Genomic DNA, 25,903 nt, shown 5'->3' with positions numbered 1-25,903 from the left:
GTCTGGGGCGGAGCCCCAGGGGGTCCGGGCGCAGCCCGGTACCCTTCCCCAGCCGGTCCGGCGTTTGAGGACCGGGTCCGGGCAGCGCCCGGGGAACGGGCGAAGGGCGGGTAGGGGAACTCCGCCCCGCGTAGCGGCAAGGGTCGCAGCGGGGAACTCCGCCCCGCGCAGCGGCAAAGGTCGCAGCGGGGAACTCCGCCCCGCGCAGCGGCACACCGCAGCCGGGCCCGCGCGTAGGCGGCCGGAGGCCCGGGGGCCGGGTGGGCTTCGGGGGCGTGGCAGGCTGGCAGCGGCCGCCATCCGCCCCGCCCGGGCTCCGGCGGCCACGCACACGCGGAGCTAGGAGCAGCATGCACACCCTTCTCGTCACCGGCCCCGGCGGCGCCGGGCGGAGTACCGTCGCGGCGGCCACCGCGCTCGCCGCCGCACGGCAAGGGCACCGGGTCCTCCTGCTCGCCGCCGGACCCACCGACCCGCCCGTCGCCGCGGAAGGCACGCTCAGGGTGGCCCGCGTCGACTCCGGCGAGGAGTTCCGGAGCGAGCTCGTCTCGCTCCAGGAGCGCGGCTCCGCGGTGCTCGGGATGCTCGGCGCCCGCCCGCTGCACGCCGACGAGATCACCGAACTGCCCGGCGCCGAGCAGTTCGCCCTGCTCCGCGCCCTGCGGCGGGCCGCGGACGAGCCCGGCACCGACCTCGTGGTGGTCGACCTGCCCCCGCTGCACCAGGCGATCACCACCCTCGCGCTCCCCGCCCAGCTGCGCCGCTACCTCGCCCGGCTGCTCCCCGCGGAGCGCCAGGCGGCCCGCGCCCTGCGCCCCGTACTGGCCCAGCTGGCCGGCGTCCCCATGCCCGCGCAGTGGCTGTACGAGGCCGCCGCCCGCTGGGACGAGGACCTGGCGGCCGTCCAGGACGTCCTGGAGGCCCCCACCACCTCCGTACGGCTCGTCGCCGAGCCGGGACCCGCCGCCGACGCCGCGCTGCGCCTGGGCAGGCTCGGGCTCTCCCTGTACCGGCTCCCCGTCTCGGCGCTCGTCGCCAACCGGATGCTGCCCGCCGGATCCACCGACCCGTGGCTGGCGGGACTCGCCGCCCAGCAGGAGAAGTACGCCGCCCAGTGGGCCGGGGACCCGAGCCTTCCGGTGCTCCCCGTACCCCACCTGGGCCGGGACCCGCACGGCCCCGAGGACCTGGCGGAGCTGGCCCCCGCCCCCGCCCCGGCGATCGCGCCCCGCCCCGTCTGGGCCGTCGAGGACCGGATCGCCGAGGACGGGGTGCTGCTCTGGCGGGTCCCGCTGCCCGGCGCCGAGAAGCGCGAGCTCGGGCTGGTCCGGCGCGCAGACGAGCTGCTCCTCACGGTGGGCCCGTACCGCAGGATCGTGCCCCTTCCCGCCGCGCTGCGCCGCTGCACCGTCTCCGGGGCCGCCCTGGCCGACGACGAGCTCCGCATCCGCTTCACCCCGGACCCGGATCTGTGGCCCCGCGGCGGCGAGAAGGCGTAGCCGGCGGCCTGGGGGGCGTACCGCCGTTCGGGTAACGTCGGGGGTAGGAGTCCGCGCCGTGCAGGAGTCCGTACCGCACGCCCAGCAGCCGCCGCAGGAGAGTCCGCCATGAGCGAGGCCACCGACCGCCCCACCGATGCCTCCGCCGGGGACGACGCCTGGGCCGAGGCCTGCGCCGAGGACCTCGCCGCCGAGCGGGAGCGCCGCAGGTCCGAGCAGGGCGCCTCCGCGGGCGCCGGCACCGGAACCGCCGCCGAGGAGCTGTTCAAGCTCTTCGAAGCCGTCGCCGACAAGGTGTCCGACAAGGTCTCCGCGCTGAACAACCCGCTGTTCGGCATCGCCGCGCAGGGTGCCGTACGGCAGTTCGTCAACCAGGCGAAGACCGCCGCCAAGCCCGTCGTCGAGCGCAACCCCGAGGTCTTCGACCACCTCGCGGCGGCCGGCTCGGAGCTGCTCGCCGCCTACCGCTCGGCCGTCGAGGGCCACGAGCGCCGCTGGACGCGCGACGAGCCGGCCCCCGGGCGGGGGAGCGGGACCGCAGGAACCGCCGAAAACGCTTCCGGGAACGCGAAGGACCCCCGTGACGAGGGCAACGACGGCCCGACCGAGCGGATCGATCTCGACTGAACCCCCGCCTCCCTCGGGTACGGTTGACAGTGGCGGGGTTTGACCGGAAACCGAGGGACTAATGGGACTCACCATCGGCGTCGACATCGGCGGCACGAAGATCGCGGCCGGCGTGGTCGACGAAGACGGCACCATCCTTGAGATGTACAAGGTGCCCACCCCGCCGACCGCGGACGGAGTGACGGACGCGATCTGCGCCGCCGTCTCCGAGGTCAGCGCCAGCCACACCATCGACGCGGTCGGCATCGGCGCCGCCGGATACGTCGACGACAAGCGCGCGACCGTACTCTTCGCGCCGAACATCAACTGGCGGCACGAGCCGCTGAAGGACAAGGTCGAGCAGCGCATCGGCCTGCCCGTGGTCGTCGAGAACGACGCCAACTGCGCCGCCTGGGGCGAGTACCGCTTCGGCGCCGGCCAGGGCCACGAGGACGTCATCTGCATCACGCTCGGCACGGGCCTGGGCGGCGGCATCATCATCGGCAACAAGCTCCGGCGCGGACGCTTCGGCGTGGCCGCCGAGTTCGGCCACATCCGCGTGGTCCCCGACGGCCTGCTGTGCGGCTGCGGCAGCCAGGGCTGCTGGGAGCAGTACGCCTCCGGGCGCGCGCTCGTCCGGTACGCCAAGCAGCGCGCTAACGCCACCCCCGAGAACGCGAAGGCACTCCTCGCACTCGGCGACGGCACCCCCGACGGCATCGAGGGCAAGCACATCAGCGAGGCGGCCCGGGCCGGTGACCTGGTGGCCATCGACTCCTTCCGCGAGCTGGCCCGTTGGGCGGGCGCCGGCCTCGCGGACCTGGCCTCGCTCTTCGACCCGTCGGCGTTCATCGTCGGCGGCGGCGTCTCCGACGAGGGCGACCTGGTCCTCGACCCGATCCGCAAGTCCTTCAAGCGCTGGCTGATCGGCGGCGCGTGGCGTCCGCACGCGCAGGTGCTCGCGGCGCAGCTCGGCGGCAAGGCCGGTCTGGTCGGCGCGGCGGACCTGGCGCGCCAGGGCTGAGGCCCCGCCCTGCGGCAAGCCGGATCGGCGGACTGCCCGCCGCGCCCCCTGGGGTGCGGCGGGCAGTCTCGTTATGTTGCCGGGTATGGAACTCAGCGAGCTGCCGAACTCCCGTACCGAAGCCGATGGTTCCGCCGTGATCCGGGTGCTCTCCTACAACGTCCGCTCACTGCGCGACGACGAGGACGCGCTGGCGCGGGTGATCCGCGCGTGTGCGCCCGACCTGGTGTGCGTCCAGGAGGCGCCGCGGTTCTTCCGGTGGCGCAAGCACGCGGCGCGGCTGGCCGCGAAGTGCGACCTGGTGGTCCTGTCGGGCGGCGCGACGGCGGCGGGACCGCTGCTCCTGTGCTCGCTACGGGCCTCCGTGGAGCGGACCGAGGACATACTGCTGCCCTTGACGCCGGGCCGCCACCGGCGGGGTTTCGCCACGGCGGTCGTACGGGTGGGCGGGGTCCGGGTCGGGGTGCTGAGCGCGCACCTGTCGCTGGACGGACCCGAACGGCTGGCCCAGACGGAGCTGCTCCTGGAGCGGCTCGCCGGGATGGACGTGCCGTACGCGATCGCGGCGGGCGATATCAACGAGGGCCCGTCGGGGGCGGCCTTCCGCCGGCTGGCGGGGGCCTTGCAGGACTGCTGGGCGGTGGCGCCCTGGGGAGGCGAGCACACGTGGGTGCGGTCGGCGTCGCCGCGCCGGATCGATGCGGTCTTCGCCAGCGCGGGGGTCGAGGTGCTGGCCTGCGGTGTCCCTTCGAAGCTGCCCGGAGTCACCTCCGCGGACCTCGCCCGCGCGACGGACCACCTCCCGGTCCTGGCCACCCTCCGGCTCCCTTTTTGACGCACCCCTCGCACCGCTGCGCGGGCTTCGCCGCGCTGCGCCGGACTCCGTCCGGCGGTGGCTGGTCGGCGGTGCGGCCACTGCCGTCTGGGGGTGGGGGCCGGTGGGCGGGTGCGGGTGGGTTGGCCCTGGGGGGCTGGGCCCCCTACCCGCCCTTCGCCCGTTCCCCGGGCTCTGCCCGGACCCTTGCCGTGCGCGGCGCCGTTGCCGGGGGCCCGCCCCCGGACCCCCGCGCCTCAAACGCCGGCGGGGCTGGGTTTGCCCTCCGTGCAATCCAGTGTTCCGACGAGCACGTGCACACTGACGTCGGCCACATTCAGCCCCGCCGGCGTTTGAGGCGCGGGGTCTGGGGCGGAGCCCCAGGGGATCCGGGCGCAGCCCGGGGCCCCTTTCCAGCCCGTCCGGCGTTTGAGGACCGGGTCTGGGCAGAGCCCGGGGAACGGTCGAAGGGCGGGTAGGGGACTTCGCCCCGCAGGGTCGAACCAGCCGCACCCGCCCACCGGGCCCGCGCCGGGACGGCGACGGCGGGGGCCGGTCCAGGCGGGCGGGCTAGACCACCGCGCCCCGACCGGGGTCGTCGTCCTCGTCCTCGTCCGTCGACATCCGCGCGACCAGCGTGGCGAAGCCGCCCAGGAAGCCGCCGACGCCCAGCGTCGTCAGCCACCAGGTCATCTCCCACTGGAGCAGCACCGCCAGGAGCAGCAGGACCGGTCCGCCCACCACCGCCAGCCAGGCGAACTTCGACGTCGTGTCCGCCTCCGGCAGCTCCGGCTCCGGAGGGACGAAGTGCCCCTCGTCCTTCGCGGTCTGAGGGGACTCGTCGGGGTCGGCCAGGGAATGGTCCCGCGGCCCCGCGCCGCCCATGCCGCCCACGCCCGGGGCGAACACCACCGAGCTGCCCAGCGCCGCCGACGGCGGTTCCGGGGAAGCCGGGGAAGCCGGGGAGGCGGGGCTCGCCGGGTCGGCCGGGGGCACCGGGCCGGCCGGTTTGACGTCCTCCTCCGGCAGGAGGAGGTTCTCGATCGGCCGGAACGGTCTCGCGCCCGGCGGGTCCGCGGGCTCCTGGCCGTAGCCGGCCACGATCGCCGCCCACGCCGCTTCCTCGTCCAGCGGGGGAACACCCCCGGAGGACTCCTCGTGCTCAGCCACCGCTGGCCGCCCCCTCCCTGCCCAAGCTCTCCGACAGCCGCCCGACGAACGCGTAGCTGTCCGCGAAGATCCGCTCCGCGTCATGGTCCAACGTCGCGACGTGGTAACTCTGTTCCAGCAGCGTCTCGGTGACGTCCGTGGAGGACACCCGCGCCAGGATCCGCGTCGAGTCCGTCGGCCGCACCACATGGTCCTGCGGGCTGTGCAGCAGCAGCAGCGGCTGCGTGACCTGCGGAAGTTCGGTGTCCAGCATCTGCAGGAACTTGCGCAGCGAGTGCGCGGCACGGGTCGGGACCCGGTCGTAGCCGACCTCCTCCGCGCCCGGCTTGGAGATGTCGCTCGCGATGCCCGGGGTCGACCGGACGAAGTGCTTGACCACCGGCAGGGCCACGGCCAGCGGGTCGTGGATCTTGTTGACCGGGTTGACGAGGACGATCCCGCTGATGGTGTCCCCGTGCTTCGCCGCCAGGCGCAGCGTCAGCGCGCCGCCCATCGACAGCCCGAAGACGAACACCTGCTCGCAGCTGTCGAGCAGCTCCCGCAGCGCGCGGTCCACCTCGGCGTACCAGTCCTGCCAGCCGGTGAGCTGCATGTCCTGCCAGCGCGTCCCGTGCCCGGGGAGCAGGGGCAGCGACACCGTCAGTCCCCGCGAGGCCAGATGGTCGGCCCAGGGCCGCATCGACTGGGGGGAACCGGTGAAGCCGTGGCAGAGGAGGACGCCGACCTTTCCGCCCTCGTGGCGGAACGGCTCGGCTCCAGGGAGGACGGGCACCAGGGTCTCCTTAGAGAGGGGCGTGGGGTGCGTAGCGCTGTGTGACTTCACCGTACGCGACGGGGGTGACACCGACCAGGGTCGTCGGACGGCTCCGGGTGCGGCCACGGGATAAGGTCTGTTCGACAGACACAGGAAGGCTTTCGAGTTGATCTACGGCGCAATGAAGTTCTCGATCGGCGGTTCCCTGAAGCTCGCCTTCAGGCCGTGGGTGGAGGGCCTCGAGAACATTCCCGCAGAGGGGCCGGCGATCCTTGCGAGCAACCACCTGTCCTTCTCCGACTCCTTCTTCCTCCCGGCCGTGCTGGACCGGAAGGTCACCTTCATCGCGAAGGCGGAGTACTTCACCTCCCCGGGCGTCAAGGGCAAGCTGACGGCCGCCTTCTTCAAGGGCGTCGGCCAGCTCCCGGTGGACCGTTCGGGTGCGCGCGGAGCCGGTGAGGCCGCCATCAAGAGCGGCATCGACGTCATCGAGCGCGGAGAGCTGTTCGGTATTTACCCCGAGGGGACGCGTTCACCCGACGGCCGGCTGTACCGCGGAAAGCCCGGCGGCCTGGCCCGGGTCGCACTGGCCACCGGCGCGCCCGTGATCCCCGTCGCGATGATCGACACGGAGAAGATCCAGCCGCCCGGCAAGGTGGTGCCCAAGCTGATGCGCCCGGGCATCCGGATCGGCAAGCCGCTGGACTTCAGCCGCTACCACGGCATGGACGGGGACCGCTTCATCCTCCGCTCGGTGACCGACGAGGTCATGTACGAGATCATGAAGCTCTCCGGCCAGGAGTACGTCGACATCTACGCGACGGCCGCCAAGCGCCAGATCGCCGACGCGGAGAAGGCCGCCGCCAGGAGCGAGAAGGCGGAGAAGGCCGCGAGCGCGGAGAAGACGCACGAGGCGGGTGCGGCCGAACCGGCCGCCGCGGACACCGACAAGTAGCAGCACACGGGCGGGACCGCCCGTACGGGGTGGGGGAGATGGCGAAGCGCGAGCGCGTCGTACGCATGTCGGTCGAGCAGCCGCTGTGGCGTGCCCTGACGGCCTACCGGCTGCTCACCATGGTCTACGCGGCGCTGCTGTTCGCCTCCGCCTACAAGCAGTTCGACCGCCCCTGGATCGCGGCCTCCTACCTCGCCTTCCTCGCGGGCTGGACCCTGGCCACCCTCCCCAAGGTGGCCAACGCCGCGAGCTGCACCAAGCGGTTCCTGTGCGCCGACCTCACCGTCGCCTGCGTCGGGATCCTGCTCACGCCGCTCGCGGACACCCACGCGCGGATCGTGGACGGCGGCCCCACCCTCCCCTCCATATGGACCGCGGGCTCCGTCCTCGCCTTCGCCATCAAGGGCGGCTGGCGCTGGGCCTGTTTCGCCTCCAGCTTCGTGGCCGCCGCCAATCTCGTCCAGCGCGGCGAGCCCACCCGGGACACCCTGCACAACGTGCTCCTGGTCTGGGTGGCCTCCATCGCCATCGGCTACGTGGTCGAGGTCGCCCGGGCCAGTGAAGCCACCCTGGCCCGCGCCCTGGAGATCGAGGCCGCCACCCGCGAGCGCGAACGCCTCGCCCGCGACATCCACGACGGGGTCCTCCAGGTCCTCGCCATGGTCCAGCGGCGCGGCACCGAACTCGGCGGAGAGGCCGCCGAGCTGGGCCGGATGGCGGGGGAGCAGGAGGTGGCGCTGCGCACCCTGGTCTCCAGCGGACTGGCGCGCCCCTCGCGGATCTCCCGCGACGAGGCACTCGGAGCGATCGTGACCGCCTTCGAGGTGGAGGAACCCGGAGCCGACGAGGGCGAGCTGGACCTCAGGACCCTCCTCGCCCCGCACGCCGGCTCGCGGGTGAGCTTCGCCGAACCGGGCACCCCGGTGCCGCTGCCGGTGCCCGCGGCGCGGGAGCTGGCCGCGGCGGTCGGGGCCGCCCTCGACAACGTGCGCAAGCACGCGGGCGAGGGGGCCAGCGCCTGGATCCTGGTCGAGGACTGGGGCGACGAGGTGATCGTGACCGTCCGCGACGACGGCCCGGGCATCCCGGCCGGCCGGCTCGACCAGGCCGAGGGCGAGGGCCGGATGGGAGTGGCCCTGTCCATCCGGGGCCGCCTCCGCGACCTGGGCGGCAGCGCCGAGCTGGTGTCCATCCCGGGGCAGGGCACCGAAGTGGAACTGAAAGTACCGAGGGGGAGCACGCAGTGAACGAGTCGAGCGAGTCGAGCGGGCAGAACGGTCCGGGCGGGCAGAACGGCCTGGGCGACATCAAGGTCATGGTCGTCGACGACCACCCGATGTGGCGGGACGCGGTCGCCCGCGACCTGGCCGCCGCGGGCTTCGACCTGGTGGCCACCGCCGGAGACGGACCGGAGGCCGTACGCCGCGCCCGCGCGGCCGGCCCCCACGTCCTGGTCCTCGACCTCAACCTGCCGGGCATGCCCGGGGTCCAGGTCTGCAAGGAGCTGGTCGGCGCCAACCCGGCGCTGCGGGTCCTCGTGCTCTCCGCGAGCGGCGAGCACGCCGACGTCCTGGAAGCGGTGAAGTCCGGCGCGACCGGCTACCTGCTGAAGTCCGCCGGCGCCCAGGAGCTCATCGACGCGGTGCGCCGCACGGCGGCCGGCGACCCCGTCTTCACCCCGGGACTGGCCGGCCTGGTCCTCGGGGAGTACCGGCGCCTGGCCACCGATCCGGCGCCGGCCGCCTCCGACGAGCCGAAGGCCCCGCAGCTCACCGACCGGGAGACCGAGGTGCTGCGGCTGGTGGCCAAGGGGCTCTCGTACAAGCAGATCGCGGAGCGGCTGGTCATCTCCCACCGCACCGTGCAGAACCACGTGCAGAACACCCTGGGCAAGCTCCAGCTGCACAACCGGGTGGAGCTCGTCCGGTACGCGATAGAGCGGGGACTCGACGACGCGTAAGGGGGACCGGCTCCCCGTACGAGTGAACACGCGTACGCAACGCCCCGTAATTCCCCCGGAATTGACCCTTCCTCAAGCCTTGCTGTGACCTGAGTCACCACTAGCGTGACCGTCATGCGGGCCCTGCGGCCTCAGCGGGCCCTGTGGCGAAGGGAAATTCCATGAAGGTCGGAGTGCTGACGGGCGGCGGCGACTGCCCCGGGCTCAACGCGGTGATCCGCAGTGTCGTGCGCAAGGGCGTGCAGGAGTACGCCTACGAGTTCGTCGGGTTCCGGGACGGCTGGCGCGGAGCGGTCGAAGGCCGCACCGTCCCGCTCGACATCCCCGCCGTCCGCGGGATCCTGCCGCGCGGCGGAACCATTCTCGGCTCCTCGCGCACCAACCCGTTCAAGCTGGACGACGGCGTCCGCCAGATCAAGGAGAACCTCGCCAAGTGCGAGGTCGACGCCCTCGTCGCGATCGGCGGCGAGGACACCTTGGGCGTGGCCGCGAAGCTCTACGAGGAGTACGGCATCCCCTGCGTCGGGGTCCCGAAGACCATCGACAACGACCTGTCGGCCACCGACTACACCTTCGGCTTCGACACCGCCGTCGGCATCGCCACCGAGGCCATCGACCGGCTGCACACCACCGCCGAATCGCACATGCGGGTCCTGGTCGTCGAGGTGATGGGCCGGCACGCCGGCTGGATCGCCCTGCACTCGGGGCTCGCGGGCGGCGCCAACGTCATCCTCATCCCGGAGCAGCGCTTCGACGTGGACCAGGTCTGCGCCTGGGTGAGCTCGCGGTTCAAGGCGAGCTACGCGCCGATCGTGTGCGTCGCCGAGGGCGCGATGCCCAAGGATGGCGACATGGTGCTGAAGGACGCGACGAAGGACTCCTTCGGGCACGTGCGGCTGTCGGGCGTGGGCGAGTGGCTGGCCAAGGAGATCGAGGCGCGGACCGGCAAGGAGGCCCGTACGACCGTACTCGGACACGTCCAGCGGGGCGGCACCCCGAGCGCGTTCGACCGGTGGCTGGCCACCCGCTTCGGGCTGCACGCGATCGACGCGGTGCGCGACGGGGACTTCGGGAAGATGGTCGCGCTGAAGGGGACGGACATCGTGCGGGTGCCGATCGCCGAAGCGACGGCGAAGCTGAAGACGGTCGACCCGGCGCTGTACCAGGAGGCCGGAGTGTTCTTCGGCTGAGCCGGAGCGCGGGCCCGGACCGTGGGTCGTAAGGTGACAAACGACCCATGGTCCGATTCTTTGGCGCAGTACGGGAGCGAACGTGGAAATCCTGGCATTCGGGGTGCAGGGGGACGAGAAGCCGCTCATCGAGAAGGCCTTCGCGGGCCTGCACGAGGTGCGCTGCCTGGACGTCTTCCTCAGCGAGGACACCGCCCCCATCGCGGCCGGGTACGAGATCGTGTCGTCGAGCGTCAACGCGGACCTGAACGGCCGGGTGCTGCGGACCCTGGCGGCGGGCGGGACGAAGATGATCGCCCAGCGCTCCACCGGCTTCAACAACATCGACCTGGAGGTCGCACGGCAGCTCGGCCTGACGGTCAGCCGGGTGTCCTACTACTCCCCGTACTCGGTGGCCGAGTTCGCGTGGACCCTGGCCATGGCCGTGAACCGGCGGATCGTGCGGGCCTCCAACCGGACGCGGGACTTCGACTTCCGGCTGAACGGCCTGATGGGCCGGGACATGCGCGGCCGCACGGTGGGGGTGCTCGGCACCGGCAAGATCGGGGAGGCGTTCACCCGGATCGCGCACGGTTTCGGCATGAACCTGCTGGGCTGGGACGTGGCGCAGAACCCGGCGTGCGTGGAGCTGGGCATGAAGTACGTCGACAAGGACGAGCTGTTCGCCTCCTCGGACCTGATCAGCCTGCACGTGCCGCTGCTGGAGTCCACGCACCACATCATCGGCGCCCGGGCGCTGAAGACGATGAAGGACGACGCGATCCTGGTGAACTCCAGCCGCGGCGGGCTGGTGGACACGGACGCGCTGGTCACGGAGCTGCGGTCCGGGCGCTTCGCGGGCGTGGGCCTGGACGTGTACGAGGCGGAGGCCGGCCTCTTCTTCCTGGACAAGTCCCTGGTGGTCGTCGAGGACGACATCCTGGCCCGGCTGATCACCTTCCCGAACGTGGTCGTCACCTCCCACCAGGCGTACTACACCCACGACGCGGTGGGTCAGATCATCGAGACCACGGTCGCCAACGTCGCGGACTACCTGGCGGGCCGCCACTCGGAGAACACCCTGGTTCCTTCTCCTTCTTGACGCACCCCTCGCACCGCTGCGCGGGCTTCGCGGCGCTGCGCCGGACTCCGTCCGTCGGTGGCGGGCCGGAGCCGGCACCACTGCCGTCCGGTGTGCGGGCGGGCGTCCGGGTGCGGGTGGCCGGCCCTGCGGGGCGAAGTCCCCTACCCACCCTTCGCCCGTTCCCCGGGCTCCGCCCGGACCCGGTCCTCAAACGCCGGACGGGCTGGACATGCCGCTGCGCGGCACACTCCAGCCTCGCCGGCGTTTGAGGCGCGGGGTCTGGGGCGGAGCCCCAGGGAACGGGCGGCGAAGGGCGGGTAGGGGACAGCTCCGCGCAGCGGCTCCGCGCCTAGCCGCGGACGGCGCCTACGCGGACCCCGGCGATCAGGTCGCGGACCAGTTCCGCACCCCGCAGGGTCAGGACCGACTCCGGGTGGAACTGGACGCCCGCGAAGCCCCCCGCCGCGGACCGCAGCGCGTGGACCTCACCCGTGTCGGGGTCCCGGGAGACCTCGATGCCCCGCAGGGCCAGAGCGCGCGCCCGCTCCGCGGAGCAGTGCGCCGCGTACGTGTTGTAGAAGCCGACGACCTCCTCCGCCCCGAACAGCGGGATCCGCGTCTGCGCCCCCTGCGCCGGCTCCGCCTTGCGGACCAGCGGGATCCCCAGCTCGGCGGCGAGCAGCTGGTGGCTGAGGCAGACCCCGAGCAGCCCGCCCCGGTGCGAGGTCAGGAGCTCCGCCGTCAGCTCGCGCATCGTCCGGATCTTCGGATCGCCGAAGTCCGTCGGGTCGCCCGGGCCGGGGCCGAGCACGATCGGCCCGTCCCAGGCCAGGGCGGCCGCCCGCAGGCCCGGATCGTCGTAGCGGCGTACGGTCACCTCCAGCCCGGCCACCCGCAGCACGTGCCCCAGCATGGAGGTGAAGGTGTCCTCACCGTCCACCACCAGCGCGTGGCCCGTCACCGCCGCCGGCCGCTCCTGCATCCGCAGCCAGAACGGCGCCAGGTCCTCGCGGCGAGCCGCCAGGGCCGCCTGCACCCGGGGGTCGTCGGCCAGCCGCTGCCCGGGGAAGGACGGTCGCACCGCCGCCGGGCGCACGCCCAGCGCGGCCAGCACGCCCGCCGCCTTCGCGTGCGTCTCCGCCGCCTCGCCCGCCGGGTCGGAGTGCCGTACGAGGGTGGCCCCGACGGGCACCCGCAGCGCCCCGTCCGGCGCGATGTAGGCCGTGCGGATGAGGATGGGGGAGTCGAGGGTCTGGGTGCCCGAGGCGTCGAGGCCCAGCAGGGCCAGCGCGCCGGCGTAGTAGCCGCGGCCGCCCGTCTCGTACCGCTCGATGACCCGGCAGGCGTTCTGCACCGGCGATCCGGTCACCGTCGCCGCGAACATCGTCTCCTTCAGGACCTCGCGGACGTCCAGCGAGGAGCGGCCGCGCAGCTCGTACTCGGTGTGCGCGAGGTGCGCCATCTCCTTGAGCCGGGGGCCGACGACCACCCCGCCCATGTCCCCGACCGTGCACATCATCTTGAGCTCCTCGTCCACGACCATGGACAGCTCCTCGGTCTCCTTGCGGTTCCCGAGGAAGGTGAGGAGGGAGTCGGCCGTCGGCCCCTCGGCCGGATAGCGGTACGTACCGCTGATCGGGTTCATCACGACGGTGCCCCCGGACATCCGGACGTGCACCTCGGGACTGGCTCCGACGAGGGTGCGGTCCCCGGTGTGGACCACGTACGTCCAGTACGCGCCCCGCTCGTCCTCCAGCAGCCGTCGGAACAGTGCGAGGGCGTCCGCGCGGCCGAAGCCCTCGATCCGGCCCTCGTAGGTGCGCCGGATGACGAAGTTCGCGCCCTCGCCCCGGCCGATCTCGTCCTCGATGACCCGCCGGACGGTGTCCGCGTACTCCTCGTCGGGGACGTCGAAGCCGCCGTCGTCGACCCGTACCTCGTGGGCCGGCAGCGCGGCCAGCGCCTCGGCGAGCGGGATCTCGTACGCCTCGTCGGCGACCAGCACGCTCAGCGGCGTGCCGTCGTCGCGTACGTCGAACCCGCGCTCCCGCATCTGGCGGAAGGGGACGAGGGCCAGGGCGGGCCGCTCACCCACGGGCAGGTCGGCCAGGTGCTCGGCCTCGTGGACCGGGCCGATCAGCACCTCGACGGTGTCGTGGTCGCGGCCGGGCGTGCGGCGGCGCAGCAGTGCGAAGGGCGGGCAGGTGTCGTCGAGCAGGCGGCTCAGGTGCGGGTGCGCGTGCATGGAGTGGGCGTCCTATCCGGTTTCGGAGGGTGGGACGGCCCGGTGTTCCCGTGGAAACACGGAAGGCCGCCCCTCGGGGCGGCCTTCGTTTCGCTCGTGTCTCAGGTACGCGCGAGAAGTGGGCCGCCGGGAGCGGGCCACCACCAGTTCTCGTTCGTGTACGCGTACATGCCGTGAACCCTAGTCCACCCGTCCGGCGTGCGCTGGTAAACGGGTGAGTAACACAGCGAGAGACATCCGTCTCACGTTGTGGTCCTCGACCGGGACGCGCGGTGTGACGCCGTAATGTGTGTGGGGTGACCGTGAACGCAGAAACCCAAGCCCCCGCCGCCAAGGCGACCTGGCGAGACCTTCCCGCGGCGCAGCAGCCTTCGTACCCCGATGCCGAGGCACTGCGCGCTGTCGTCGCGGACCTCGAGTCGTATCCTCCCCTCGTTTTCGCGGGCGAATGCGACCAGCTGCGCGCCCGCCTGGGAGCCGTCGCCAAGGGCGAGGCGTTCCTGCTGCAGGGTGGCGACTGCGCCGAGGCCTTCGATGCCGTCTCCGCCGACCACATCCGCGCCAAGCTGAAGACGCTGCTCCAGATGAGTGCCGTCCTGACGTACGCGGCCTCCGTGCCGGTCGTCAAGGTCGGCCGCATCGCGGGCCAGTACTCCAAGCCGCGCTCCAAGGACACCGAGACCCGCGACGGCATCACCCTGCCGACCTACCGCGGCGACTCCGTGAACGGCTTCGCCTTCACCGAGGCGTCCCGCGTCCCGGACCCCGAGCGCCTGAAGCGCATGTACCACGCGTCGGCCTCCACGCTGAACCTGGTGCGCGCCTTCACCACCGGCGGTTACGCCGACCTGCGCCAGGTGCACGCCTGGAACCAGGACTTCGTGAAGAACTCCCCGTCCGGCCAGCGCTACGAGCAGCTCGCGCGGGAGATCGACAACGCGCTGAACTTCATGAAGGCCTGTGGCACCGACCCGGCGGAGTTCAAGGCCGTCGAGTTCTACGCTTCCCACGAGGCGCTGCTCCTCGACTACGAGGGCGCCCTCACCCGTACGGACTCGCGCACCGGCCGGCTGTACGACACCTCGGGCCACATGGTCTGGATCGGTGAGCGCACCCGCCAGCTGGACCACGCGCACATCGAGTTCTGCTCGCAGATCGCCAACCCGATCGGCATCAAGCTCGGCCCCACCACCAGGGTGGACGAGGCGCTTACCTACATCGACCGCCTCGACCCCGAGCGCGAGCCGGGCCGGCTGACCTTCGTCGTCCGCATGGGCGCCGACAAGGTCCGCGACAAGCTCCCCGAGCTCGTCGAGAAGGTCACCGCCTCCGGTGCGACCGTCGCCTGGGTCACCGACCCGATGCACGGAAACACCTTCGAGGCGGCCTCCGGCCACAAGACGCGCCGTTTCGACGACGTGCTCGACGAGGTCAAGGGCTTCTTCGAGGTCCACAAGGGCCTCGGCACCCACCCGGGCGGCATCCACGTCGAGCTCACCGGTGACGATGTCACCGAGTGCGTGGGCGGCGGCGACGAGATCTTCGTCGACGACCTGCACCAGCGCTACGAGACGGCCTGCGACCCGCGCCTCAACCGCAGCCAGTCCCTGGACCTGGCCTTCCTGGTCGCCGAGATGTACCGCGACCAGTAGGCGCCAGCGCAGTGTGAGCACCTCATAACGATGGGGCGCGGATCGAATGTGATCCGCGCCCCATCGTCGTTCCCGGCTCTTTTAGGGAACCCTAAGTTTGGGTATGGTTAGGTAAGCCTCACCGAATAGGGGATGGCTCGCCGAACCATTCCTGCCAGGGAGGTGAACCGCGTGTACGTCTGCTCTTGTTTCGGGATCACCGACAAGCAGGTCAAGGACCACGCGGCCGCCGGGGCCTGCACCCCCCGCCAGATCGCCTCGGCCACGAAGGCCGGCACCGACTGCGGTTCCTGTGTGCGCACCATCCAGGGCCTCCTCGGCCGCGGGGCCTGCCCGCGCCGTGAGCTGCTGGAGAAGGGCGACGCCGCCGCCGTGCTCGCGGCCGATCCGCTGGTACCGGCACTGGCGTCGGCTGGTGCGGAGCTCGCCGAAGCCGCGTAGGCCGTACGGGGTGCTTCGTACCGTCGTACGGGTCAGCTCGGCTGCTCGATGAGCTGCGCGATGTAGAGCGCCTCGCCGATGGACTCGATGAGCTCCAGCTGGGTGTCGAGGTAGTCGATGTGGTGCTCCTCGTCCCCCAGGATCTCCTCGAAGAGCCGCGCCGAGGTGACGTCGCCCTTGCCGCGCATGACCTCGATGCCGCGCTTGAGGCGGTCGATCGCCTCGACCTCGACCTGCCGGTCGGCCTGGAACATCTCCGTCAGCGTCTGGCCCACGCGGACGTGGAAGAGGCGCTGGTAGTTCGGCAGACCGTCGAGCATGAGGATGCGCTCGGTGATCTTGTCCGCGTGCTTCATCTCATCGATGGACTCTTCGCGCGTGTACTTGGCGAGCTTCGTCCAGCCCTTGTTGTCCTGGATCCGGTAGTGGAGCCAGTACTGGTTGATGGCCGTAAGTTCGCCGGTCAGCTGCTCGTTGAGAAACTCGAGGACCTCGGGGTCGCCCTGCATCGCAGAGGCTCCTTCCAAGCAATGTCAGCAATGTGACGGGGCAGGTGCGCGCATCCTTGCACCGCCACAGGAGGCCGTCCAGTAAGTGCCTCCTTAGTGGGAGTTGCCGTGACTTGCCCGAATCCGGGCGAAGCTGGTCATGACCACCCCGCCAAGTCTGTCACCATGGAGACATGGGTCAGCCGGAAAGCCGGGAATCTCCGGGATCAGAGCAACTGGAGCTTCCCCCGGGGCAGCGGTTGCAGCGAGGCTGGCCGGTCACCCACTACGGACCGGTACCCAAGTTCAAGCCCGAGCGCTGGGAGTTCCGCGTCTTCGGCGCGACGGCCGACGGTGAGAAGCACTGCTGGAACCACGAGGAGTTCGCGGCCCTGCCGTTCGACTCCGTCGAGGCGGACCTGCACTGCGTGACGAAGTTCAGCATGACCGGCGCCGAATGGGGCGGTGTGCTCACCCGCACGATCCTCGCCCTCGCTCCGCCGTCCCCGCAGGTCACGCACGTGATGGTGTGGGCCGAGTACGGCTTCAGCTCCAACATGCGCCTCGCGGACTTCGCCTCCGAGCGGGCCGTCTTCGCCACGCACCAGGGCGGCGAACTGCTCACCGCCGAGCACGGTTTCCCGCTCCGGCTGGTCGTGCCGCACCTCTACGCGTGGAAGGGCCCCAAGTGGGTCCGCGGCATCGAGTACATGACCGCCGACCGCCGCGGCTTCTGGGAGGAGCGGGGCTACCACAACATCGGCGACCCCTGGCGCGAACAGCGCTACTCCTACCAGGAGGAGCCCGGGGACGGCCCCGAGCTGTAGCCCCCGCCGCCGATCGCTTCCATGAGGGCGCGATCGAAAGGGTGTCCGCCGCCGAACTCACCCGGATGGCCGTACGGAAGTCCCCTGCGGGTCAGCCGAACTCGCGCAGCTCCTTGAGCAGAGCCACGTCCGCCGCGTGCCCTTCCTTGCCGCCGGGCGTCTCGGTGATCAGGGGGACGCCCTCCATCGCCGGATGCGTGAACAGTTCCGCGAAGGCGTCCCGGCCGATGTGGCCCCGGCCGATGTTCTCGTGCCGGTCCTTGTGGGCGCCCACGCCCTCCTTGGAGTCGTTGGCGTGCACCAGCTTCAGGCGGCCCTCGCCCACGGTGTCCACCAGCAGGTCCAGCGTCTGCTTCGTCCCGCCGGGCGCCGCCAGATCGTGCCCGGCCGCGAAGATGTGGCAGGTGTCGAGGCAGATCCCGAGCTTCGGGTGGTGGTCGAGGGCGTCGAAGTACGGGCCGAACTCCTCGGCGGTCGAGCACAGCGAGGAACCCTGCCCGGCCGTGGACTCCAACAGCAGGAAGGGGTCGTCGTCATGCGTCAGCTCGTCCAGCAGCGGCAGCATGTGCTCCCTGACCTGCGCGTACGCCGCCGAGCGCGGCCCGCCCCCGGTCGCCGATCCGGTGTGCACGACTACCCCGAGCGCGCCGATGGCACGGGCCCGGCGCAGCGAGTGCCGCAGGGACTCCACGGACTTCTCGACGGTCGCCTCGGTGTGCGAGCCGAAGTTGATCAGGTACGGCGCGTGGACGTAGGCCGGGATCCCCTCGGCGGCGCAGGCCTCGCGGAACAGCTCGTCCTGGGCCGGATTGCCGACCGGAGTGGCCCAGCCGCGCGGATTGGCGACGAAGACCTGCACGGCCTCGGCACCCATCTCGCGGGCGTATGCCAGCCCGACCGAGGCGAGCCCGCCCGCGACGGGCACGTGCCCGCCCACTGGATTGCGGCCCGTTGAAGTGTTGATCATGGCGTGCTGTTACAGCCCCTTGGTCCTGATAGTGATGGTGCTGCCCTCGGCGGCGTTCTGGCCCGCGGGCACCGACTGGGAGTCGACGGTGTTGCTGAAGGAGAGGAAGGGCTTGTCGACCTTGACCTTGAAGCCCAGTCCCTCCAGGGTCGCGCGGGCCGCGTCGGCCTCCTGGCCGGTGACGTCCGGGACCGGGATCTGGCGGGGCCCCTTGGACACGGTGAGGGTGACCGTGTCGCCCGTGGCGGCCTGGGTGCCCGCGCCGATCGACTGGTTGGCGACCGTACCGGCGGGAGAGGGGGAATGGACCTCTTCCGGGGCCGTCTCCACCTTCAGGCCGAGGCCCTCCAGGGTGGACCGGGCCTGGTCGAGGGAGGTGCCCGTGACGCGGGGGACCGGCACCGGGCGGCCCTTGCTGACCACCATCGCGACCAGGGTGTCGAGGGACCGCTTCTGGCCGCCCGCCGGGTCCGTGCTGATCACCGAGCCCTGCGCGACGTCCTGGCTGAAGGCCTGGGTGACGGCCCCCGGCGTCAGGCCGGACGAGGTCAGCTCGGCCTTCGCGGCCTCCAGGGGCTTGCCCTTGAGGTCGGGAACCACGACGACCTCGGGTCCGCGCGAGATGGTGAGCGTCACCGCGCCGTTGCCGCGGATGCGCTTGCCGCCGGCGGGGTCGGTGTTCATCACCGTGCCCTTGTCGAAGGCCGCGCTGAACTTCCGGTCGACCCGCTTCACCCCGAGCCCGGCCGCCGAGAGCTGGGACTTGGCCTCGGCCTCGGTCTTCCCGAGCAGGTTCGGGACCTTCGTGAACTGGCCGGAGCTGATGTACCAGACGCCCGTGCCGAGGCCGAGGCAGAGCAGGACGCCGAGGACAACGAGCAGCGGGCCCGGGCGCCGCATCCGGGAGGGGGCCGTGGCCGGGGGCAGGGGAGGAGCCGCGAGCCGGGAGGTGTGGGACACGGGCTCGGAGTGCGAGGCGTGGGAGGTGTGCGAGGCGTGTGTGGTGACCGGGCGGGGGATCACGCTGGTGCGGTCCTCGGCGGCGGTCCGCTCCGCGGCCCGGGCCTGCGGCGGCACGGCGTCCAGCTCGGAGTCGCCGAGCTGCGCGCGGGCGTCTATGGCCAGCCCGAGGAGGGCGGCCGCGTCGTAGGGGCGCAGATCGGGGTTGCGCGCGGCGGCCTGGGCGACGAGCTCGTCCAGCGCGGCGGGCAGCCCCGGGACGGAAGCCGACGGGGGCGGGACGTCCTCGTTGAGGTGCTGGTAGAGCACCTGGGCGGGGTTGGCGCCGGTGTGCGGCTTGGCGCCGGTGAGCATCTCGTAGAACACGACGCCGCAGGCGTAGACGTCCACGCGCGGGTCGGTGACCCCGTTCTCGATCTGCTCGGGGGCGAGGTAGGAGACGGTGCCGAGGACCGACCCGGTGGTGTGGGTGACGGAGTCCACGGACCGGACCAGCCCGAAGTCGGCCACCTTGACCCGGCCGTCGTCGCCGATCAGCACGTTCTCGGGCTTCATGTCACGGTGCACGAAGCCGGCGCGGTGCGCGGCGCCGAGCGCGGCGAGCACCGGTTCGAGGATGTCGAGGGCCGCGCGGGGCTGGAGGGCGCCGCGCTCGCGGAGCACGTCGCGCAGGGTGCAGCCCGATACGTACTCCATGGCGAGGTACGTGTACGGGCCGTGCGTGCCCTGGTCGAAGACGGCCACGACGTTCGGGTGTGCCAGGCGGGCGACGGACTTCGCCTCGCGGATGAACCGGTCGACGAAGCCGGGGTCGGCGGCGAGGGCCGGGTGCATCACCTTCAGGGCGAGGACGCGGTCGAGGCGGGTGTCGACGGCCCGGTAGACCGTGGCCATGCCGCCGGCCGCGATGCGGGCGTCCACGCGGTAGCGGCCGTCGAGCGTCTGCCCGACGAGGGGGTCATCCAGGGTCGTGTCCACCCGGCGATTCTACGAGGGCGGGGTGGGGCCCTGTCCCGGGCCGGGGCGGTTGCAGCGCAGCTGTGACGTGGTCGGGGCCCTCGCCCCCTCGGGCCCGCACCCGGATGCGGTGGCTGCCCACCCGCCCCCCTCGGTACCGGGGCGGGACCGGGCCGCCGAGCGCGGCGGGGTCGGGGGATAGCGGGATTCGGGCCGGCCGGAAGCGGCGAAGGCTTTGGGGTTTCCCGTCAGTCTCATCGTCCTTCCGCGTCGGGCCGGCCTGTCAAGGGCGCTCACTGCGTTCGCGTCGCTCCGCGACGGCCTTCGGCCGCCCTTGACAGACCGACCCGCCACGGAAAAACGAAGACTGCCGGAAAACCCCAAAAGAACGGGCCGGTCAGAGAGGCATGGACGGCCAAGTCGGCAATGAGCACCCCCACTCCGGGGGACCGGCCCCGGGCCCGGGCGACCACGAAGCCCTAGGTCGAGCACGGGCGCATCAGATCGCTACACGCACCCCATAGCTCAGCGGCCGACGGCCGTCTGAACCCAACCGCCGAAAACAAACACCCACCCAATCCCTCTAGGCGTCGAAGTCGTACTCCAGCACATAGGAGGCGGAGTCCAGGGTCATCTCATTGACCTCAACGGCTCGACCGCCCTGGGCGAACGCGGTGCGGACGATCTGGATGACAGGTGTGCCCATCGAGAGCGAGAGCCCTTCGGCTTCGTCAGCCGAAGGCATCCGGGAGCGAATCTCCTCACGGAAGTGAACGGGTGCGTGCCCCAGCTCAGCGAGCCTCGCGTACGTCCCACCGGGGCCGGTGTCGGTTTGCGTGATGGGAGACTCGGCGACGACGTCCGACGGCAGGTACGAGGTCGCGAAGAGCACCGGCTTTCCCTCAAGCACGAAGCGGCGGCTACGCACCCAGACCTGGGACCCTGCGGGAATGTCGAGGGCGTCGGCGATGCGGTTGTCAGCTCCTTCCTCGCGCACCTCGATCTGATCGACGACAAGCTCGCGGTCTTCGGCATCTGCGGACCAGATGGAACGGCCTGAGCCCCACTGCTCCTGCGCTAGGCGCTGGATGCCGCGCCGCCTCAGGGGTTTGAACGCCCGGACAAAGACGCCGGCACCCTTCCGTGCCTCCACGAGGCCTTCGTTCTGGAGCACGCCGAGGGCCTGACGCGCGGTCATCCGGGCGACGTCGTAGGTGGCCATGAGTTCGTTCTCACCTGGCAGGCGGTCGCCCGGGCCGTGCTCACCCGACTGGATAGCCGTCCTCAGCGCATCAGCGATCCGCTGGTATTTCGGCTGGCGGGAGCCGCCTTGGCTGGTCATCGAACGATCACTCCTTCTCCTCTCTAGACACCCTAGGGCCAGAGGTAGGTCACTGCACGTACCGAGCGCGGCGATCCAGAGGGGCTGCATCTCTAGAGATGCATTGACAAGACGCGCCATATCGGATGCAGTGGAGAGGTCTCTAGAGAGGTTGCCTTGAAGCGACCTCAGGACTGAGGAGTGATCTGAATGCTGCAGATTCCCGTGGACATGGCCGCCTCCGAGCCCAGCACCGCCGCCGAAGAGGGCAGCTCCATTGTCGATCTGCTCGATCGTGCGTTGGTCGGCTGGGAGCTCTTCCTCGGCAGCTTCGAGGGAGCCTCTGATGAATGAGCGCTACGAGTACGTTCCTCATCGACTTCTGCGCCACCTCGTTCGCGACATTGCATCCGGCGCGGAGGGGGAGTTGATGGCCGTGATCAACGAGAACGCCTCGGACTCCGTCGCCCACGAGCGTTGGATGGAGTTGGCTTATATCCGCGACGCGTCTGGCCGCGAGTTCACCACCGCGATCCACAACATCGAAACGTTCAGCCGGACGACGTGATCCTCATCCCCGGAGGCGAACTCCCACGGGATTGGGTGGGTGTTTGTTTTCGGCGGTTGGGTTCAGACGGCCGTCGGCCGCTGAGCTATGGGGTGCGTGTAGCGATCTGATGCGCCCGTGCTCGACCTAGGGCTTCGTGGTCGCCCGGGCCCGGGGCCGGTCCCCCGGAGTGGGGGTGCTCATTGCCGACTTGGCCGTCCATGCCTCTCTGACCGGCCCGTTCTTTTGGGGTTTTCCGGCAGTCTTCGTTTTTCCGTGGCGGGTCGGTCTGTCAAGGGCGGCCGAAGGCCGTCGCGGAGCGACGCGAACGCAGTGAGCGCCCTTGACAGGCCGGCCCGACGCGGAAGGACGATGAGACTGACGGGAAACCCCAAAGCCTTCGCCGCTTCCGGCCGGCCCGAATCCCGCTATCCCCCGACCCCGCCGCGCTCGGCGGCCCGGTCCCGCCCCGGTACCGAGGGGGGCGGGTGGGCAGCCACCGCATCCGGGTGCGGGCCCGAGGGGGCGAGGGCCCCGCACACGCGGGAACCCGTACCGCCCCCTCAGAACGCCGGGCGTTCGGGGTCCAGGGTGGCGCGGCCCTCCACCGGGGAGGAGGCTTCCGCGAAGCGGCGTTGGGGGATGCGGCCCGCGCGGTGGGCCAGGCGGCCCGCCGAGACCGCGTCCCGCATGGCCGCGGCCATCAGGACGGGGAGCTGTGCCCGGGTCACCGCCGAGGCGAGCATGACCGCCGCGCAGCCCAGTTCCATGGCCAGGGCCACGTCCGAGGCCGTTCCGGCCCCCGCGTCCAGGATGACGGGGACCCCGGCCCGCTCCGTGATCAGCTCGAAGTTGTGCGGGTTGCGGATGCCCATGCCGGAGCCGATGGGGGAGCCGAGCGGCATGATCGCCGCGCAGCCCACGTCCTCCAGCTTCCGGGCCAGCACCGGGTCGTCGTTCGTGTAGGGGAGGACCGTGAAGCCCTCGTCGACCAGGATCTCCGCGGCGTCGAGCAGCTCGACCCCGTCCGGCAGGAGGGTCCGCTCGTCCGCGACGACCTCCAGCTTGATCCAGTCCGTACCGAGGGCCTCCCGGGCCAGCCGGGCCGTCAGTACGGCCTCGCCGGCCGTGAAGCAGCCCGCGGTGTTCGGCAGGACCGAGATGCCGAGGCGGGTCAGGACGGACAGGACCGAGCCCTGGACCGTCGGGTCGAGGCGCCGCATCGCGACCGTGGTGAGTTCCGTGCCGGACGCGACGAGCGCGCGTTCCAGGATGTCCAGGCTCGGCGCCCCGCCGGTGCCCATGATCAGGCGCGAGGAGAAGGTCCGGCCGCCCAGGGTGAAGGCGTCGTCCGCCATGCTGCTCAGCCTCCCTGGACTGCGGTGAGGACCTCGACGCGGTCGCCGTCGGTCACGGAGGTGTAGGGCCACTGGCCGCGCGGGACCACGGTCTCGTTGAGGGCGGCCGCGACCCCCTTGGTGGCCTCGGTGAGGGTGGCGACGACCGCGGCGAGCATGGTCCCGGCCGCGATCTCGCGCGGCTCGCCGTTGACGGAAATGGTCATGCGAACGACTCCTGTCGCGTGAGGGCGAATCGGCGCGGGGTGAAGGGGCGGGCGATCTCCGGCAGTTCGCCGGTGGTCAGCAGGTCCGCCATCACGTCCCCGGTCAGCGGGGTCAGCAGGACCCCGTTGCGGTAGTGCCCGGTGGCCAGGTGCAGCCCCGGGAGTTCGGTCGGGCCGAGGAGGGGGGCGTTGTCCGGCGATCCGGGCCGCAGCCCGGCCCGGGTCTCCACCAGGGGGAGTTCGGTGATCCCGGGCACCAGCTCGTGGGCGTCGCGCAGGAGTTCGTAGACCCCGCCCGCGGTGACCGTGGTGTCCCAGCCGAGTTCCTCGCTGGTGGCGCCGAGGACGAGTTCGCCGTTCTCGCGCGGCACCAGGTAGACGTGGCTGCCGCGCACGACGGCCCGTACGGTCCGCGACAGGAACGGCGCGTACGACGGCGGCACCGCGAGCCGCAGCACCTGCCCCTTGACCGGCCGTACGGGGGCCACGGCCTCGGGCGGTACGCCGTCCAGCCGGCCGCTGAGCGAGCCGGCCGCCAGCACCACCTGGCCGGCGCGCAGCTCCGTACCGTCCGCGTCGTCGAGGACCGCGCCGGAGGCCCGGTCGGCGGTGGTCAGCAGCCGCGCCGCCCCGGCGCGGTGCAGGGCGACCCCGGCCCGCTCGCAGGCGGCCAGCAGGGCGGCCGCCAGGCGGCGGGGGTCGACCTGGTGGTCGCCGTCCACGCGCAATCCGCCGCGTACGCCCGGAGCCAGCATCGGCTCCAGGCGGCGGCACTCGCGGCCGGTCAGCCACTCGGACTCCAGGCCGCAGCGGCGCTGGAGGGCGTGCAGTTCGCGCAGGTGCAGCCGGTCGTCGGCGTCGAGGGCGACGGCGAGGGTGCCGCAGGCGCGGTAGCCGATGTCCATGCCGCCGCTGGCTTCGGCGAGCTCGGCGGCGAATTCCGGGTACCGGGCGGCGGAGGCGAGGTTGAGCCCGAGCAGGGTCTCCTCGCCGTAGTGCAGCTCGGTGACGGCGGCCAGCATGCCGGCCGCGACCTGGGCGGCGCCGCCGCCGGGGGCCGGGTCGGCCAGCGCGGTGCGCAGCCCGAGCCGGGCCGCCCGCCAGGCGGTGACCAGGCCGATGATGCCGCCCCCGATGACGAGGACGTCGTAGCCGGGACTCCGGCCGTTCCTGGATGAATGCATGGGCGTCCAGCCCCTCCCTTCGCCGGCATGACCCGGATCAGGTTCGTACGGTCGGAGGCCGGCCAGCCTCCCTCTCAGCCCGGTGCGCCCGGACTCCCGCGATAGGTTCGGTGCCAGAGTAACGCCGAGGCCGACGGCCGGTAAGGCTGCCTCCCCGGTGCCGGTACCCGCCCGGCCTCCGGTCGGTCCCCGCCCGCCATTCCTGACGGGCCGTCAGTTGATTAGGGTGGGCCGCGTGAGCGAGCAGACGCAAGAGCAGACGCGGCAGGCGGAAGACACTCGGCACGGCGTGGTCATCGTCGGCGCCGGGATGGCCGGGGTCCAGACCGCGGTCGCCCTCCGGGAACAGGGCTGGACCGGCCCCGTCACCCTCCTGGGAGCCGAACCCCACCAGCCCTACGACCGGCCCCCGCTGTCCAAGGCGGTGCTCCTCGGCAAGGCCGAGGACTCGGCCTTCGACGTGGACTTCGAGGAGCTCGGCATCGAACTCCGGCTGGGGGTCGAGGTCACCGGGCTGCGGGCCGCCGACCGGGAGGTGGACACCGAGGCGGGCCCGGTCCCGTACGAGGTCCTCGTGCTGGCCACCGGCGCCCTCCCGCTGACCCTGCCCGGCGCGGAGGGCGTCCCCGGGGTGCACCTGCTGCGCACCCTGGACGACGCGGCCCGGCTGCGGCCCGTCCTGGCGGCCGGCTCGGCGGTGGTGGTGGTCGGCGCCGGGTGGATCGGCGCGGAATTCGCCACGGCCGCCCGCGAGGCGGGCTGCGCGGTGACGGTGGTCGAGGCGGCCGACCGGGTGCTGGCGGGCGCGCTGCCGGCGGAGGTCGCCGAGCCGATGGGGCGGTGGTACGCCCAGGCGGGCGCCGAGCTGCTGACGGGCGCGCGGGTGGCCTCCGTGGAGCCGGGCCGGGTCCTGCTGGCCGACGGGCGGGCGCTGCCGGCCGGGGCGGTGGTGGTGGGCATCGGCGCCCGGCCGGCCACCGGATGGCTGGCCGGATCCGGCGTGGACCTCGGTGCGGACGGGGCGGTGGTCGCCGACGAGCGGCTGCGCACCTCGGTGCCCGGGGTGTACGCCGTGGGGGACTGCGCCTCCTTCCCGTCGGGGCGCTACGGGTCCCGGCTGCTGGTGCACCACTGGGACAACGCGCTCCAGGGGCCGCGGGTGGTGGCGGCGGACATCGTGGCCGGGGGCTCCGGGGAGCAGGTCTACGACCCGGTCCCGTACTTCTGGTCGGAGCAGTTCGGCCGCTTCGTGCAGTACGCGGGCCACCACGCCGACGCGGACGCACTGCTGTGGCGGGGCGACCCGGCGGCCGACACCTGGTCGGTGTGCTGGCTGCGGGAGGGCCGGCTGGCCGCGGTGCTCGCGGTGGGCCGCCCGCGCGACCTGGCCCAGGGCCGCCGCCTCATCGAGTCGGGCGCCCCCGTGGACCCGGCGAAGGTCGCCGACCCGGCGATCGCGCTGAAGTCGACGCTCCTCGGCTGACCCGGCGGGGGCGGGGGCCCGGGCGGGGCGCGGGCCGGGGGTCAGGTCCGGCCGGGGCCCGCTCCCGGCCCGGTTCCCGCGGGGGAAGTCCAGCCGTTCGGGATCGACCTCGACACCAGCGGGCGCCCCGGTCCGGCTCCCGCGGGGGAAGTCCCCTACCCGCCCTTCCCCCGTTCCCCGGGGCTGCGCCCCGGACCTCGCCCGGGGCTGCGCCCCGGACCTCGCCCGGGGC

General features: G+C 72.2%; 25 protein-coding genes and 1 riboswitch. Of the genes, 15 read left to right on the top strand and 10 right to left on the bottom strand.

The genetic code is table 11. The features are described from left to right. Positions 1–350 precede the first annotated feature (350 nt). From AC061S_RS40965 to AC061S_RS40950, 4 genes are all read left to right on the top strand, one after another. The gene (locus tag AC061S_RS40965) at positions 351–1,499 is read left to right on the top strand and encodes an ArsA family ATPase (RefSeq protein ID WP_478690954.1); all 1,149 of its coding nucleotides are present in this window, start codon (positions 351–353) and stop codon (positions 1,497–1,499) included. A gap of 108 nt (positions 1,500–1,607) precedes the next feature. Next, positions 1,608–2,126 (top strand): DUF5304 domain-containing protein, encoded by a 519-nt coding sequence (locus AC061S_RS40960; RefSeq protein WP_478690953.1) that lies wholly within the window; start codon positions 1,608–1,610, stop codon positions 2,124–2,126. 61 nt (positions 2,127–2,187) lie between these two features. Beyond that, a complete protein-coding gene (locus tag AC061S_RS40955; protein ID WP_478690952.1) occupies positions 2,188–3,129 on the top strand; it encodes an ROK family glucokinase in 942 nt (313 codons plus the stop codon). A gap of 85 nt (positions 3,130–3,214) precedes the next feature. After that, a complete protein-coding gene (locus AC061S_RS40950; protein WP_478690951.1) occupies positions 3,215–3,964 on the top strand; it encodes an endonuclease/exonuclease/phosphatase family protein in 750 nt (249 codons plus the stop codon). 549 nt (positions 3,965–4,513) lie between these two features. On the opposite strand, the gene AC061S_RS40945 is transcribed toward AC061S_RS40950, so the two are convergent. After that, positions 4,514–5,113, bottom strand: a complete 600-nt coding sequence (locus AC061S_RS40945) for a hypothetical protein (protein WP_478690950.1) — start codon at positions 5,111–5,113, stop codon at positions 4,514–4,516. Then, complete coding sequence (locus tag AC061S_RS40940) at positions 5,106–5,885, bottom strand: alpha/beta hydrolase (protein WP_478690949.1); 780 nt, start codon at positions 5,883–5,885, stop codon at positions 5,106–5,108. Before AC061S_RS40940 ends, AC061S_RS40945 begins: the two co-directional genes overlap by 8 nt. A 163-nt stretch (positions 5,886–6,048) precedes the next feature. Here AC061S_RS40940 and AC061S_RS40935 point away from each other — a divergent pair, with 163 nt between their 5' ends. From AC061S_RS40935 to AC061S_RS40915, 5 genes are all read left to right on the top strand, one after another. After that, the gene (locus tag AC061S_RS40935; RefSeq protein WP_478690956.1) at positions 6,049–6,822 is read left to right on the top strand and encodes a lysophospholipid acyltransferase family protein; all 774 of its coding nucleotides are present in this window, start codon (positions 6,049–6,051) and stop codon (positions 6,820–6,822) included. A gap of 38 nt (positions 6,823–6,860) precedes the next feature. Further along, positions 6,861–8,069: a MacS family sensor histidine kinase gene (gene macS, locus AC061S_RS40930; protein ID WP_478690948.1), complete on the top strand. Its 1,209-nt coding sequence runs from the start codon at positions 6,861–6,863 to the stop codon at positions 8,067–8,069. A gap of 68 nt (positions 8,070–8,137) precedes the next feature. After that, entirely contained in the window at positions 8,138–8,782 is a 645-nt protein-coding gene (locus AC061S_RS40925) for a response regulator (RefSeq protein WP_478690955.1), read from the top strand. A gap of 161 nt (positions 8,783–8,943) precedes the next feature. Continuing rightward, positions 8,944–9,972, top strand: a complete 1,029-nt coding sequence (locus AC061S_RS40920) for a 6-phosphofructokinase (protein WP_478690947.1) — start codon at positions 8,944–8,946, stop codon at positions 9,970–9,972. A gap of 82 nt (positions 9,973–10,054) precedes the next feature. Beyond that, a complete protein-coding gene (locus AC061S_RS40915) occupies positions 10,055–11,053 on the top strand; it encodes a 2-hydroxyacid dehydrogenase (protein WP_478690946.1) in 999 nt (332 codons plus the stop codon). Between the two features lie 331 nt (positions 11,054–11,384). Here the strand turns inward: AC061S_RS40915 and AC061S_RS40910 are convergent, their stop codons facing one another. Then, on the bottom strand, positions 11,385–13,280 hold the full coding sequence (locus AC061S_RS40910) for an anthranilate synthase family protein (RefSeq protein WP_478690945.1): 1,896 nt from the start codon (positions 13,278–13,280) through the stop codon (positions 11,385–11,387). 287 nt (positions 13,281–13,567) lie between these two features. Between AC061S_RS40910 and AC061S_RS40905 the strand changes: the two genes are divergently transcribed. After that, positions 13,568–14,932, top strand: coding sequence for a class II 3-deoxy-7-phosphoheptulonate synthase (locus AC061S_RS40905; RefSeq protein ID WP_478690944.1), 1,365 nt, complete (start codon positions 13,568–13,570; stop codon positions 14,930–14,932). A 162-nt stretch (positions 14,933–15,094) separates the two neighbouring features. Further along, the gene (locus AC061S_RS40900; protein ID WP_478690943.1) at positions 15,095–15,373 is read left to right on the top strand and encodes a (2Fe-2S)-binding protein; all 279 of its coding nucleotides are present in this window, start codon (positions 15,095–15,097) and stop codon (positions 15,371–15,373) included. Positions 15,374–15,405: 32 nt separating this feature from the next. On the opposite strand, the gene bfr is transcribed toward AC061S_RS40900, so the two are convergent. Next, positions 15,406–15,882: a bacterioferritin gene (gene bfr, locus AC061S_RS40895; protein ID WP_478690942.1), complete on the bottom strand. Its 477-nt coding sequence runs from the start codon at positions 15,880–15,882 to the stop codon at positions 15,406–15,408. A gap of 173 nt (positions 15,883–16,055) precedes the next feature. On the opposite strand from bfr, the gene AC061S_RS40890 reads away from it, so the two are divergent. Continuing rightward, positions 16,056–16,688, top strand: coding sequence for a sulfite oxidase-like oxidoreductase (locus AC061S_RS40890; RefSeq protein WP_243330094.1), 633 nt, complete (start codon positions 16,056–16,058; stop codon positions 16,686–16,688). Positions 16,689–16,779: 91 nt separating this feature from the next. Here the strand turns inward: AC061S_RS40890 and AC061S_RS40885 are convergent, their stop codons facing one another. From AC061S_RS40885 to AC061S_RS40875, 3 genes are all read right to left on the bottom strand, one after another. Next, a complete protein-coding gene (locus AC061S_RS40885) occupies positions 16,780–17,655 on the bottom strand; it encodes a deoxyribonuclease IV (protein WP_478690941.1) in 876 nt (291 codons plus the stop codon). A gap of 9 nt (positions 17,656–17,664) precedes the next feature. Continuing rightward, entirely contained in the window at positions 17,665–19,593 is a 1,929-nt protein-coding gene (gene pknB, locus AC061S_RS40880) for a Stk1 family PASTA domain-containing Ser/Thr kinase (RefSeq protein WP_478690940.1), read from the bottom strand. A 562-nt stretch (positions 19,594–20,155) separates the two neighbouring features. Continuing rightward, a complete protein-coding gene (locus AC061S_RS40875; RefSeq protein WP_478690939.1) occupies positions 20,156–20,914 on the bottom strand; it encodes a GntR family transcriptional regulator in 759 nt (252 codons plus the stop codon). 189 nt (positions 20,915–21,103) lie between these two features. Here AC061S_RS40875 and AC061S_RS40870 point away from each other — a divergent pair, with 189 nt between their 5' ends. Both AC061S_RS40870 and AC061S_RS40865 read left to right on the top strand, forming a co-directional pair. Then, on the top strand, positions 21,104–21,247 hold the full coding sequence (locus tag AC061S_RS40870; RefSeq protein WP_478690938.1) for a hypothetical protein: 144 nt from the start codon (positions 21,104–21,106) through the stop codon (positions 21,245–21,247). Further along, positions 21,240–21,461 (top strand): hypothetical protein, encoded by a 222-nt coding sequence (locus AC061S_RS40865; RefSeq protein WP_478690937.1) that lies wholly within the window; start codon positions 21,240–21,242, stop codon positions 21,459–21,461. Before AC061S_RS40870 ends, AC061S_RS40865 begins: the two co-directional genes overlap by 8 nt. 542 nt (positions 21,462–22,003) lie before the next feature. Here AC061S_RS40865 and AC061S_RS40860 read toward each other — a convergent pair. The 3 genes from AC061S_RS40860 to thiO all read right to left on the bottom strand — a co-directional run bounded on the left by AC061S_RS40860 (position 22,004) and on the right by thiO (position 24,188). Beyond that, a complete protein-coding gene (locus AC061S_RS40860) occupies positions 22,004–22,798 on the bottom strand; it encodes a thiazole synthase (RefSeq protein WP_478690936.1) in 795 nt (264 codons plus the stop codon). Positions 22,799–22,803: 5 nt separating this feature from the next. Beyond that, positions 22,804–23,004, bottom strand: a complete 201-nt coding sequence (gene thiS, locus AC061S_RS40855) for a sulfur carrier protein ThiS (RefSeq protein ID WP_478690935.1) — start codon at positions 23,002–23,004, stop codon at positions 22,804–22,806. Beyond that, complete coding sequence (gene thiO, locus AC061S_RS40850; RefSeq protein ID WP_478690934.1) at positions 23,001–24,188, bottom strand: glycine oxidase ThiO; 1,188 nt, start codon at positions 24,186–24,188, stop codon at positions 23,001–23,003. The genes thiS and thiO overlap by 4 nt, the downstream gene beginning before the upstream one ends. Beyond that, positions 24,186–24,298, bottom strand: a riboswitch (TPP riboswitch). Its footprint overlaps the gene before it by 3 nt. Before the next feature lie 125 nt (positions 24,299–24,423). On the opposite strand from thiO, the gene AC061S_RS40845 reads away from it, so the two are divergent. Then, a complete protein-coding gene (locus AC061S_RS40845) occupies positions 24,424–25,671 on the top strand; it encodes an NAD(P)/FAD-dependent oxidoreductase (RefSeq protein WP_478690933.1) in 1,248 nt (415 codons plus the stop codon). The last annotated feature ends 232 nt before the right edge of the window (positions 25,672–25,903 follow it).

Source organism: Streptomyces sp. CA189 (genome assembly GCF_056428985.1).
Note: the sequence above shows the minus strand (reverse complement) of the source record. Positions and strands in the feature narration are given on the sequence as shown.